This is a genomic window from Paenibacillus sp. GM1FR (assembly GCF_002803315.1).
In the GTDB taxonomy this organism is placed as follows: domain Bacteria; phylum Bacillota; class Bacilli; order Paenibacillales; family Paenibacillaceae; genus Paenibacillus; species Paenibacillus amylolyticus.
Genome location: NZ_MKZL01000008.1, coordinates 100,011 through 112,302 on the forward strand (window position 1 = coordinate 100,011; position 12,292 = coordinate 112,302).

Here is a 12,292-nt window from a genome sequence, read left to right on the forward strand (position 1 = left end):
CGGTAAGAAAATGAGCAAAACTAAAAAAATTCTTATCGCTGTTTCCTTGCTTGTGTTGGTATTTTCACTTGTCAGTCTTGCGAGGACTTTCTTGCGAGATTATGCCGAGAAGCAGAAAATCGAAGAGTTAACAAAGGTTTGGAAAGAAGGATCAGAACAAGGTGGAGGGGATGCAATCCCCTCCACCTTGTTCAATAAAGGCAATGAGCCGGTTATGCTTCCCGAATTTCGAGATCTTTACGAGAGGAACTCAGACATCGTCGGCTGGCTGAAGATTGACGGTACCCGAATTGAGTACCCAGTCATGCAGAGCCCACAGGATTCGGAGTACTATCTCAATCATGATTTTGATAAAAATGAAAACCAAGGCGGTCTTCCTTTTTTGGACGAGTCTAGTACGACCAACAATTCGGACATTTTGCTGATTCATGGTCATCACATGAAAAGTGGTTGGATGTTTAAAGATTTAATGAAGTACAAGAACGAAAGCTTTTATAAAGAGCATGCGACGTTCCAGTTCAGCACGCTTTACGAAAAGGAAGAGTATGAGATTGTTACCGTTATTCTGTCAAAAGTTTATCGCAAATCGGACGACGTGTTTAAATACTACCAGATTGAGAATGTAAATACGCCCGCCGAGTTCGATTCATATGTTCAGAATATCAAACAACGCTCTCTTTATGACACAGGTGTAACAGCACAGTATGGTGACAAGCTTATTGTGCTGTCCACATGCGAGTATTCGACCGAAAACGGTAGGTTAGCGGTGGTGGCTCGAAAGCGTTAATTGACGATGCTGAAACACAAAATCAATCTGCTTTATTTCGCGTTCTCTCCTTAGAGGACGCGATTTTTCTTGTCCCCGAAATAAGGTGCTCATGGACATGTGGCTTGAGGAATTACGCAGATCGATAAATTCTGACGAATCCAACGAGTATCGAGGATGTATACATTTGAGATGAGGACATGAAGGCCACTCCATCGTTGGGGTGGTCTCTATACTGATCAACGACGCGGACTGGAAGGAGACGCTTTTGATCATATTATGGGGTTAAATCGACAAATCTATGTTTCTATGATAGGGTTGAAGCATCCCATAGGCATTCTACTCTTCGGAGTAGAGTGCCTTCATGTATATTATGGGTGCTTACATTAAATGTATTTTAAAATTAATTGGATCGTATATGGAGGTGGTGATGCTATGTTTCTCTCTTTAGCCCCAACAGGGGATGGTTGGATGAGTATGAAAAATGTGAAAATATCATTTAATAAAGAGGAGCGAACATAGCATGACTACTAGTTTTCAGGCGGAGACCCGCATTCCATTAAATACATCCCGACTTAGGGATTTACGTAAATCCGGGCGTTTGCCAGGTATTGTTTTTGGCAAAAATACGGAGAATGAAATGATTCATATTCCAACAATACAATTTCAAAAATGGTTGAAGCAGGGTACGTCTGGTTTTATCGAACTGCAGTTTGAAGAGAAAGGCTCATTGACTGTATTGTTGGAAGATCTCCAGCGTGATCCAGTTACACGGGATTTACTTCATGTGGATTTTCAGCAGGTGCAGACCAATGAGATCCTGCGTACTAAAATTCCTGTGAAGTTCAACGGCACACCGATTGGTACAAAACAGGGCGGAGTCGTGCAAGTTCAATTATCTTCTATTGAAGTGGAGGCATTGCCGAGACACTTGCCAACGTCGATTGAATTTGACATTAGTGCTATGGAACTTGGAGAAACGCTACATGTAAGTGATGCAACGTTTGCTCCAGATGTGACGGTGATCTCTGAGGGGAATGAGTCTCTTCTCTCTGTAGTTAAACCTTAACAATTCCAAATTCGCAAAGCTGAATAAGTCAAAATTAGCCGTACGGGTGATCATCCGTACGGCTAATTTGTGCTGATTACGAGATGTTGGCGTGCTCCCATCCTCACAAGGCGGGTAGTCTGGAATTCACCTCACGTATGTCTTTTGCTCGCGTACAGGCGCAATGATCCTGATATTTCGCTACCTTTTCAAAGTTCATACGCAAAATTCAGGTGTAAAGTAGGTAGACTCAGGAAAGGTAATCACTATAATGGAAATAAGATACATATATAGTTGAACCCGAACTGCTAAGGTCATTGGCATAACATTTCTAAACAGGGCGGTGAGCGAAAAGAAATGGACAAATTAAAGAATAGCGGATTCTATAAACTGAGATTCTTCATCACTCCTGAAGAGTTTAAAAGCCTTTTGCAGCTTTTGGAGCATCGGCAAGCGCAATTCCATCGTACCAATGCTGCCCGAACAGAGCATGACTATAATCAGGTGTACGAGGAGTATCAGACGTTCTATCAGTATTTTGTGGCAGGAGAAAAGAGAGATGACATCCATCCCTTCTTTGTTTACTCTATTTCTATTGCATCGGATCAAGAAAGTTCAGGATTTTTTGTGAGAAATGAAGGGGTTTCTTTTCCTTATCACGGACAATGGGCAGAGGATGAACTGCCGTGTATCTTGCTTTCATTTCCGAAAGGTTTTCAAGTTAATGTGGAAGATGAAAAAGGAAAGTACTATATGTATGAGGATATCCGGGACCATAAGCCGCTGACCTATGCGTTTTTCGATGAAATAAGAGATTCTATCAAAAAAATGACCAAACCCCTTCGCTTCTCAGCCCTTGATGCAGATGCGATGAAGGAGCAAAAGCCCTCTGTGCGTATAAGCCATGATGCAATGCACGACTTGAGCCAATCGTGGATATTCAGTAAATATGGACTTGTGATTCATGGCAAATAGGAGGGGACGAAATGATGTTCGCCCTAAAGCTTATCTGTACCTGGGTACTGCTAGTCGCCTCATGTTCCGCAGTATGGTGGAGTTTCAGAACAGAAAAGCTTATAACCATCTCATGGCTGGCATTTTTGCTACCGGCTGTCTTCCAGCTTGTTACGGCTTTCCGGATTGGTCCAGGCCAAGCAAAGTCACTCATCGTGTTTGGCTGCATCAATCTAGTGTTTGCTGCCCTTGTGGGTGCAGGTGTCTGGTATCTAGTCCAAATAGCCAATTCATATCGAAGGGGCAAATGATCAACGAATGGAAAGGGGAACTCTATTCATGAAGCCAATGCAAGAAATAGAGACACTGGCCATAGAGATCGCTGCTGCCGCCAGAAAGTCTTTTTGCACCCTTTTTGAAAATGGTGAACGTTACTATTATTGTACGTTATACACTACTGGCGAGGGACATGCGCCAAGCATCTCTGCATGGTCGTGGGAAGCTTTGGCGTTGGAATCGGCTAGGCAAGCAGAGGAAAGTGATACACCTGTATCCACGATTGCGGATCTCATCAAATGGTCGTATGCGGATTCCCCCTATTGTTGTTTTGGGGATGATCACTTTGACGTTGTCAAACAACGATATAACGAGCGTCCTTTCATTGTGGAACTGGAGAATGATGATTGGAATCGCGAGTTGGATGTGAGGTTGAACGCCATGGAGCTGGCGATGAAAATGCTCGATGATGAAGGCGTATTTGCCTTAAATCAACCGCGAGAGTCCGTATGTGTCCTTGTTGAAGTCATGCCACCAGATGAGATCAATACTGAAATCGCCTTACGTTTGAATCGGGCAGAATCTCCGGCTATGCAAGCATGGTTGGCGGAGGCGGCAGAATAGAAGCATCTGCAATGGGGAGTTTTGATCGTCTATGATGTACCGTTTCGACTCAATTGGCTCAATAAGATGATAGTGACAGTAGGACTATAATTCTCGAACCATCTTTGTACAGTAAAGGGTGGTTCTTTTTTGTGTCTGCGACCCTCGGACAAACACACTTTTTCTGCCTTGTCCACATTTATACCTCACCAAAACTATTTAATTGCATCTAATAGATTATCAATAAAAAGGAGGTTTTGAGAATGGGAAATAGAAGACCTGGAGCACCTAGTGGTTATGACCCTGTTCAGATCTATAACTCGACTTCGTTTAATGCGAGTGGAGTAGTGGAGTATGCATCGATTTTTTGTAGCAACGATAGATATAGTGTTCAGCGTGACGAGACTTGGAGATCTTCCGACCGTGGTGTGTGCCTGGTAACCAGAATCACCGCGACGGTTAGAACACCGAGTGGAAATATTGAGGCTGAACCGTATACCTCTTCTGGTACGTCGTACAGCCAGTTCGCCATTATACAGGTAGGGGTAAATCAGTTCCGAGTGACACGTGTTACAAGTGCGATTAGAAAATGCCGGAAATAACCGAAGAGGGTTAATATCGAGATTAGGCACGAAACATGAAGAGACGACTTGCCGGGGCTAGCAGGCAGGTCGTCTTTTTTCGTTTTAATGTTCTTTGTACCATAATATTCTGCGGTGCATCGAGGAATCTTTCAAAAGTCGGAAAGGCCGTAAGGCTGGTTGATAATTGCCTTCGATAATCCAAATTCGCCGTTTCTTGTCGATGGCTATATCGAACCCGACTTGTCTAAGCATAGGGTAATGCTCTCCCAATCGTTTGGCAGCTAATCGTGCAACTTGTTCCGCTTTGACAAGTAAGCGCCGATCTCCAATTCGAGCTAGTCTCAGTGCTTTAAGAACGGGAATGGGGCGGTTATTCACATTGGTGACTTGGTATCCTTGTGCTGCGACTTTAGCATAGGAACCTGTCACGTTCCAAGTGGACGAGAAACCCTTTTTGCGCTGAACCATAATCCTAATGTCGAACGGCCTGTGTTTAATTTGAGCAAGCTGCAGACGCTTTTGGATAATATATTCATCACTTTTGATTGTTTGTTCGAACCATTCGAGTAACTGCTCGTTGTCTCTCATGGTGACTGTGTTATTTTCATTTTGAATACGATAAACATTTGCACCGCTTCGTTTAATGAACAGGATACCCCTTCCGTAACTGCCATTACGAGGTTTCAGTACAACGCTGGAATACTGAAGAAGCATCTTCGGTAGCGTATCCTTCTCAAGCAACTGTGTCTCTGGCAACCGTTCTGCGAGAGAGGGCTCATCGCGCAGAATGCCATACTGCAACCATTTGTCTCTTTCGAATAACATTGGAATCACAGCCTTTTTCAATCGTCTACGGTAATTCTAATTCAAATTCGTGATCCGCATAAGTGGCCATTCGTCCAGATTTGTAAGTCGATGTATGTCCAATCGGTCGATGGAGACAGAAGATGAACTATTACGAGAAACGACTGCATTCTGGGGAGGCGTTCATTCACGCTTCGAGTGGCTTCTGGATAAGCAAGCGCACTTCTATCACCACCGTGGACAACTGCATGCCATGCTGGTACATGTGCTGAAACGAGAGCCGAATGTGCAATTGTTCGAGTAGTGCTAGACTAACCCTCAACTAGTATTTTTCGCCTATAAACTAGCTTATAAAAGAGTGCAACTTTTTTACCAATATATATACAAGTTATTCGTTTACTGTATGCCTTTTCGATGTTATACTCACAATATTCAAAAAAGAATCTGTGAAAATATGTCGAATTGAGGCTTATCAGGATGATTATAGGTAGACAAAACGGCGAAACGATCATCCTCATTCCATCACTTGAACCGGATGAGAGACTTCCAGCCTATGTACGGCAATTGCGAGAGTATGGATTTACTAATATTGTTATTGTAGACGACGGATCTGGTGAGGCCTACCAGTCGATTTTCGAGGAGCTTCGTGAGAACGGTTGTGCTCTGCTGACACATACGGAAAATCAGGGGAAGGGTGCGGCACTCAAGACCGGATTTGAGTATATTGGGAAGCAATTCGACGCATCTTCCTTCGTCGTAACCGCTGATTCAGATGGACAACACGCAGCTGAGGATGTATACCGCATAGCCCAAGAAGCAAGGATTTATCCGGACTCATTGGTGCTCGGGGTAAGGAACTTCAGCGAGGGGAATATACCCCCAAAGTCCCTGTTAGGAAATCGGATGACCTCCTTTATTTTTGCCATGCTGTATGGTAAAAAACTGTCAGATACCCAGACTGGGCTTCGTGCCTTCGGTCCAGGGTTACTTGCGTTTATGCAGGATGTTCGTGGCACTCGATTTGAATATGAGCTGCAGATGCTCATCTCGTGCATTCAGTCTGGCATACCGATTCATACGATGCCAATCCAAGTCATTTATGAGAATGGCAATGCAGGCACTCATTTTAAAGCGATCCAGGATAGTGCTCGGGTCATGGGGGTGTTGTTCTCCAATTTCCTGCGGTTCATTTCATCATCGGTGGCCAGTTCTGTTATAGATTTGGGCATTGCCTGGTTTTTGATCGACGCGTTACGGCCCGTATTGGGTGAGCAGCACTATTTAAGAATTCTGCTTGCAACCGTGATTGCGAGAATTATTTCCATTGTGGTCAACTATGTACTGAACAGACACTTTGTATTCCGCAAGGAGGATAGCCAGGGCAGTCTATGGCGCTATCTAACGTTATGCGGAGTAGTGATCTTGCTGTCCAGTACCGGTGTATATATATTCCATACCGTTCTCTTTGTAGATGAGAAATTGGCGAAATTCGTCTGTGATGCCTTGCTGTTCCTGCTCAGTTTCCAATTGCAGCGAAGATGGGTATTTGCAGCAAGGAGGAAGCAGTTGTAGTGCAAAACGAAAAAAGGCAGAATATCTTTTTTGTCATCACGATGATCCTGATGTCGATTTATTTGGTATGGCGCACGTTCTTTACGTTGCCATGGGGTGAGGGCGTTCTGAACGTCATTTTTGGTATGCTGCTGATTGTGGCTGAAACGGTCACCGTACTGACAACCTTTGAATTATTCTTTCAAAAGATGCAAAAAGAACGTACACAGCTCGACTTTCCAATCGTTCCGCCGGAGTATTATCCGGATGTGGATGTATTTATTGCTACGCATAATGAGCCTGTTGATCTGTTATATAAAACCGTTAATGCCTGTACGTTCATGGATTACCCGGACAAGCAGAAGGTTCATATCTATCTCTGTGACGATGGAGCAAGACCAGAGGTGGAGGAACTTGCCAAACAGTTTGGCGTGGGGTATCTGGGGTTCCCCGGAAACAAGGATGCCAAGTCTGGTAATCTGAACAATGCACTGAGCAAAAGCTCTTCGCCGCTCATTGCAACGTTTGATGCGGATATGATTCCACAGCACACCTTTTTGATGAAAACAGTACCCTATTTCATGCTCTCCACGTTTATTAAGGAGAATGAGGTATGGCGTCCTCGCCGAGAGGACGAGATGGACCCTAAGTTCAAGCTTGGTCTGGTACAGACCCCGCAAAGCTTCTACAATCCGGATCTATTCCAGTTTAACCTGTATGCAGAGCAAGGTATTCCGAATGAACAGGATTTCTTCTCCAGAGAAGTGAACATCCTGCGTAATGCCTCCAATGCGGTAGCCTATACAGGAAGTAATACGATCATTTCCCGGCAGGGTATGGAAGACATCGGAGGTTTTCCGCTCAATACAATCACCGAGGACTTTGAGACAAGCATCCGCTTGCAGCAGGAAGGTTATATTACCTATGCGACTCAAGAGGTTCAAGCTGCCGGGCAGACAACAACAACAGTGAAGAGCATGATTAAACAACGAATTCGTTGGGCACGGGGTATCATTCAGAGCCTGCAGAATACGCGTGCACCTTTATCTGGCAAGCTCCCTTTCTGGACGAGAGTGACCTACTTAAGCAGTTTCTTATACTGGTGGTCCTTCTTTAATCGGTTGATTTTCATTTTGGCACCTATTTTGTTTGCGTTGTTCGACTTCCAGATTGTGAATACAACCTTCTGGCAAATCCTAATATTCTGGCTTCCATCTTATTTCTTCTATAGTGTATCCATGCGATATCTGTCCAGCAATATTCGGAATCAGCGCTGGAGTCAGGTTATCGATACCATATTCATGCCTTATCTGATCTGGCCGGTTCTCCTGGAGACGCTGGGTATTCGTGAGAAAAAATTCAAGGTTACCAACAAAAGCAGAGCAAGCGGTCGACAATGGATGTCTGCTCTGTTATATGCACTTCCGCATATCTTCTTGCTGTTGCTCTCTATTGCAGCCGTGATTCGGTATGTCAACGGCAAGTACGGCATTGCGCTGTTCTTCAGCAGTATCATTATTTTCTGGCTGATTCATAACATGATTGCGCTGTGTTACGCCCTGTTCTTCATGATCGGCCGCCGTGCGTATCGGGAGACAGAACGGATTCGGGCGCAGGAAGATGTCACGATTCACGACCAAGCCAACAATCTGCGTTATCAGGCCAAAACGGTGGATGTATCTGAGCAAGGTATTGCCTTCTATGTCCCCTATCCCATTTATTTGGCTGAGCAGAAAATCATCTCTTTGGTCGTCAAATCCGACCGGTATGAGGCCAATCTCGATGCAGTCATCGTTTATGTGAAACAGGATGGAGAGGGCTGGCGTTACTCCGCAACGGTTCAGCCGATTGATGAGAATGATAACCGCCAATACATGCAAATTATCTACGACCGTAAACACTCATTGCCAGAGCAGATGAATCTGTGGGATACGGCTTATGACGATATGTTACGTAATGTGAAAAAACGGATTGTTCAACCCAGATCGGATCAGCGAAAAATGCCGCGGCTTTCCCTTCAGCTTCCAGTTCATTTCACCAATGATGCTAGCTGTACGCTGCGCAGCTTCAATTATCGTTTCTTCTCCGCGACGGGTTTTTATGGTGATATTGCGGCAGGAGCGGTCGTTACTTTTTATACAAAGAGTAATATTGAAGTCATTTTGCAACATACGGGAAAAACGACAGCCCGTGAGCGCGAAGTGCTTCTCTCGGTGGAGAATATCGATGATATTGTGGAAAAGGGCCTGATCGACCAATTGTTGACTGATTTGATTGAGCCACATTCCGATCGTTCCACCAGAGAGGGTTAGGAGAGATAAAGATGCTCATTGTGCTTCATTTTGTGATGGGAGTTTTATTGATAATCTCCTTTGTTGGTTATATGCAGTTTGTTCGGAAGACATTTGCACTACGGTGGGAGTTTATCCCTGTATTTGTGTTTTCCTCGATTGCCTGCCTTGTTTTCATGAGTGGTTTGGCAGGGCAGCTGTTTACGGGCAGTCTTGTCATTCTGATTGCAGGTTTGTTTTTGTATGGGTGGCTGTTGATTCTTAGGCTACGCCGAGGGGCATCATTACGGTTGTCCTTTTCCATATTCCAATTTTCATTCATGGCAGGGACTTTTGTTTTCTTGCTGGTGCTCTTTCAGAACCAATTAACACATTACGATAATTTCTCCCACTGGGCTATCGTATTGAAGCAGATGTTGAGTACAGATGCCTTTCCGACGCCAGACTCCAACCTAATTGATTTTAAAAACTATCCGCTGGGGACTTCGTCTTTTATTTATTATGTCTGTCGCTTCATGGGGCATTCCCAGTCCGTGATGCTCTTGGCACAGGGATTGCTTATCTTCTCCTGTTTTTATGCCATGTTTGGCATTGTTTCGGAGAAGAAACGCTTTCTTCTGTACGCTTTTCTCGGACTCGGGTTATCTACGCTTTCATTTTTCAATCTTACGATTCGGATCACCAACCTGCTCGTGGATTTCTTGCTTCCGATCTACGCACTCGCGATTCTGGCGGTTATTTACCAATATCGTAATGAGATCAAAAAGGCATGTATTGTTGTTCTTCCGCTTGCGGGCTTACTGACCATCATCAAAAGCACGGGTATAATTTTCGCCGCGATCGGTCTGATTTTTCTAGTGTACTCATGGCTAAAACATAAACAAAAGTTTAGTTGGAGAACAGCGCTCGCTGTAGTGGGTACGATCTGCGGTGCGCTGATTCCCTACTTCGGCTGGAGCTGGCGAATGGCAACGGTGTTCCAAGGGATTGATAACAAGTTCGATGTGGCTACGTCAGGGATACAGGCTGGCAAAACACCAGAGCAAATGCGTGAGATTCTGTGGACTTTCCTGAAGGCCAGTACGGATCTGACGACACGGCCAGTGATCGGCATTGTTATTTTCCAGCTTATCGCAATTGCAGCATCTGTATTTGCCATCGTTGTGCTTAAGAAGAAGTGGAACTTGTGGAAAGCATTAATTGCTTTGGACGTTGTTCTGTTACTGTACTATGCGGGTATTCTGGCGTTGTATCTCTTCTCCATGCCATTGGATGAAGCAATTGTCCTGGCTGGATTTGAGCGTTATGCGTCCAGTATCGTGGTGCTGTTCGCTGGTGGGCTGGTGTTGTGTGCTGCGATCGACCTGGAGCGTTCGTTTCACTATCGGATCGGTGAAGTGCCTGATTATCAATCCTTTAAGACGGTTGAGACGAAAGGTCATTATCAAAAAGGCATTATCGGCTGTATGGCGGTTGCGGCCACCATCCTTTTGTCCGAATATAATGGTATCGTGTCTATCGCCCAAAGCTATGATACAACGCTCCCTTACAAGATTCATGCAGTTACTGGTGATCGGTGGTACCCAGGTGGGCAAGAGGATAATAACAGATATCTCTTCTACGCCTCAGACAGGGACCAACAGGTCACGAACTATTACATGCAATATGTAGGGAAGTATTTCTTGTATGCTCCTCATGTGGACGGAATTGTGTTGTTCTATGAGGATAATATGGATAACCTTCTGAGTGGTTATGATTATCTGGTGGTTGTGGAGACGGACCTCAATGCCAAGTGGTTGCTGAAAAAACATTATGGCATCGACATGCAAGAGGGGATCTACAAAATCACCCGTGCCGGGGATCAGATCGTTCTTACTTTGACGTGAGATCATAATTGTTGAGATCCTGTTCTGAGCATCAGGTCAGGATAGATGGAATACATGATTGTATATAGAGTCTCCTTAAATATAGCCCGCTATAGCTAATACCTATAGCGGGCTATAACTCTTTCGTAGAACAGCTATTCCGATCGGATATGTTATATTTAATTCTATAATGATAAACGGGGAGATTAAACTATGAGCATACAAACAGAACCTAAACAACGAACAGTCACTCCATTTCGATATGATATTGTTGGCAGTTTCCTGCGCCCGAGTGCGTTGAAGGATGCCCGATTAAAATACCAGAACGGCGAAATTACCACGGAACAGTTGAATGAAGTGGAGAATGCCGAGATTGTGAAACTTGTACAGAAGCAAAAAGAGGTTGGACTTCAGGCTGTAACGGACGGCGAATTCCGCCGCTCTTGGTGGCATCTGGACTTTTTCTGGGGACTGGATGGTGTAGAGCGGACGATCATTGAGGAAGGCTACCGATTCAACGGTGCGACATCCAGACCGGAAACAGCTCGTCTGAGCGGCAAAATCAGCTATAGCAGTCATCCATTTGTAGCGCATTATGCCTTCTTGAAAGAAGCGGCTGGGGAAGACGTTGTTGCCCGTCAGTCCATTCCAGCAGCAGCCCAGTTCCTATTCGAATTGGACCGGGCAGATAATAAGGAAAGCACACAGGCCATCTATCCGAACCGCCAAGAGCTTCTCTCGGACATTGCTGGGGCGTACAAAGCATCCATCCTGGCTTTTTATGAAGCCGGCTGCCGCAGCATCCAGATTGATGATTGCACGTGGGGTGCATTGTGTGACCAACAGTTCATCACAGTGATGGAGCAGATTGGCGTTAATGTGGAAGAGTACGCAAACGAACTTGCAAAACTGAACGAAGAAGTGGTATCTGGCCTGCCGGAAGACCTCGTGGTAACCACTCATGTCTGCCGCGGTAATTATGTTTCGACATTTGCAGGAGTCGGTGGCGGTTATGAGCCGATTGCGCAGACACTACTGAGCATCGATAACTACTCTGGTTTCTATCTGGAGTTTGATACGGAACGGGCTGGTGACTTCAAGCCACTTCGTTTCCTGAAGGACAATCAGCAGGTTGTACTTGGCCTCTTCTCTTCCAAATTCGGAGAGTTGGAGAACAAGGATGACATCCTGAAACGGATTGAGGAAGCTACACAATATGTTGATCTGGATCGAATCTGCCTGAGCCCGCAATGCGGCTTCGCTTCCACGGAAGAAGGCAACCATCTGACCGAGGAACAACAATGGCGCAAGCTTGCCTTCATTAAGGAAATTGCTGAAGAGCTTTGGAAGTAACATTTGCAGCGTCATTCATCATTCACGCATGTGTTTATGTATAAGAAAAAATCGCTAAAAAGCCGTACGGTGGTCATACCCCTGTCAAGTAGACAGATGAAAAAAGCTATGCTGCCAGCGCGCATCGATATTCAATCGGTGCGCGCTGTTTGAGTTTGGCTTGAAAGCGTCGGTAGTTGTAATTGTACACGTAATCT

The 12,292-nt window shown here is 44.9% G+C and carries 12 protein-coding genes; 11 read left to right on the forward strand and 1 reads right to left on the reverse strand.

All coding sequences use genetic code 11. The features are described 5' to 3' along the window. The first annotated feature begins 10 nt into the window (after positions 1-10). The 6 genes from srtB to PAEAM_RS05075 all read left to right on the forward strand — a co-directional run bounded on the left by srtB (position 11) and on the right by PAEAM_RS05075 (position 4,249). Positions 11-787: a class B sortase gene (srtB, locus tag PAEAM_RS05050; RefSeq protein WP_100526856.1), complete on the forward strand. Its 777-nt coding sequence runs from the start codon at positions 11-13 to the stop codon at positions 785-787. Between the two features lie 502 nt (positions 788-1,289). Then, positions 1,290-1,835: a 50S ribosomal protein L25 gene (locus tag PAEAM_RS05055; RefSeq protein ID WP_100526857.1), complete on the forward strand. Its 546-nt coding sequence runs from the start codon at positions 1,290-1,292 to the stop codon at positions 1,833-1,835. A 336-nt stretch (positions 1,836-2,171) separates the two neighbouring features. Further along, positions 2,172-2,789 carry a hypothetical protein gene (locus PAEAM_RS05060; protein WP_100526858.1) on the forward strand — a complete coding sequence of 206 codons (618 nt, stop codon included), beginning with the start codon at positions 2,172-2,174 and terminating at the stop codon, positions 2,787-2,789. An 11-nt stretch (positions 2,790-2,800) separates the two neighbouring features. Further along, complete coding sequence (locus PAEAM_RS31700; RefSeq protein ID WP_100526859.1) at positions 2,801-3,079, forward strand: hypothetical protein; 279 nt, start codon at positions 2,801-2,803, stop codon at positions 3,077-3,079. A gap of 28 nt (positions 3,080-3,107) precedes the next feature. Beyond that, complete coding sequence (locus PAEAM_RS05070; protein ID WP_100526860.1) at positions 3,108-3,668, forward strand: DUF4303 domain-containing protein; 561 nt, start codon at positions 3,108-3,110, stop codon at positions 3,666-3,668. A gap of 242 nt (positions 3,669-3,910) precedes the next feature. Further along, positions 3,911-4,249, forward strand: coding sequence for a hypothetical protein (locus tag PAEAM_RS05075; RefSeq protein WP_051449797.1), 339 nt, complete (start codon positions 3,911-3,913; stop codon positions 4,247-4,249). Between the two features lie 84 nt (positions 4,250-4,333). Here the strand turns inward: PAEAM_RS05075 and PAEAM_RS05080 are convergent, their stop codons facing one another. Beyond that, on the reverse strand, positions 4,334-5,056 hold the full coding sequence (locus PAEAM_RS05080; protein WP_100526861.1) for a YheC/YheD family protein: 723 nt from the start codon (positions 5,054-5,056) through the stop codon (positions 4,334-4,336). Positions 5,057-5,150: 94 nt separating this feature from the next. Between PAEAM_RS05080 and PAEAM_RS05085 the strand changes: the two genes are divergently transcribed. The 5 genes from PAEAM_RS05085 to PAEAM_RS05105 all read left to right on the forward strand — a co-directional run bounded on the left by PAEAM_RS05085 (position 5,151) and on the right by PAEAM_RS05105 (position 12,095). Then, positions 5,151-5,339, forward strand: coding sequence for a hypothetical protein (locus PAEAM_RS05085; RefSeq protein ID WP_207765553.1), 189 nt, complete (start codon positions 5,151-5,153; stop codon positions 5,337-5,339). Positions 5,340-5,512: 173 nt separating this feature from the next. Further along, positions 5,513-6,607 (forward strand): bifunctional glycosyltransferase family 2/GtrA family protein, encoded by a 1,095-nt coding sequence (locus PAEAM_RS05090; protein WP_100526862.1) that lies wholly within the window; start codon positions 5,513-5,515, stop codon positions 6,605-6,607. After that, the gene (locus PAEAM_RS05095; protein WP_165789835.1) at positions 6,607-8,898 is read left to right on the forward strand and encodes a glycosyltransferase family 2 protein; all 2,292 of its coding nucleotides are present in this window, start codon (positions 6,607-6,609) and stop codon (positions 8,896-8,898) included. Before PAEAM_RS05090 ends, PAEAM_RS05095 begins: the two co-directional genes overlap by 1 nt. Positions 8,899-8,933: 35 nt before the next feature. Beyond that, positions 8,934-10,763 (forward strand): hypothetical protein, encoded by a 1,830-nt coding sequence (locus tag PAEAM_RS05100; protein WP_165789836.1) that lies wholly within the window; start codon positions 8,934-8,936, stop codon positions 10,761-10,763. Between the two features lie 192 nt (positions 10,764-10,955). Then, on the forward strand, positions 10,956-12,095 hold the full coding sequence (locus tag PAEAM_RS05105; RefSeq protein ID WP_100526865.1) for a 5-methyltetrahydropteroyltriglutamate--homocysteine S-methyltransferase: 1,140 nt from the start codon (positions 10,956-10,958) through the stop codon (positions 12,093-12,095). The last annotated feature ends 197 nt before the right edge of the window (positions 12,096-12,292 follow it).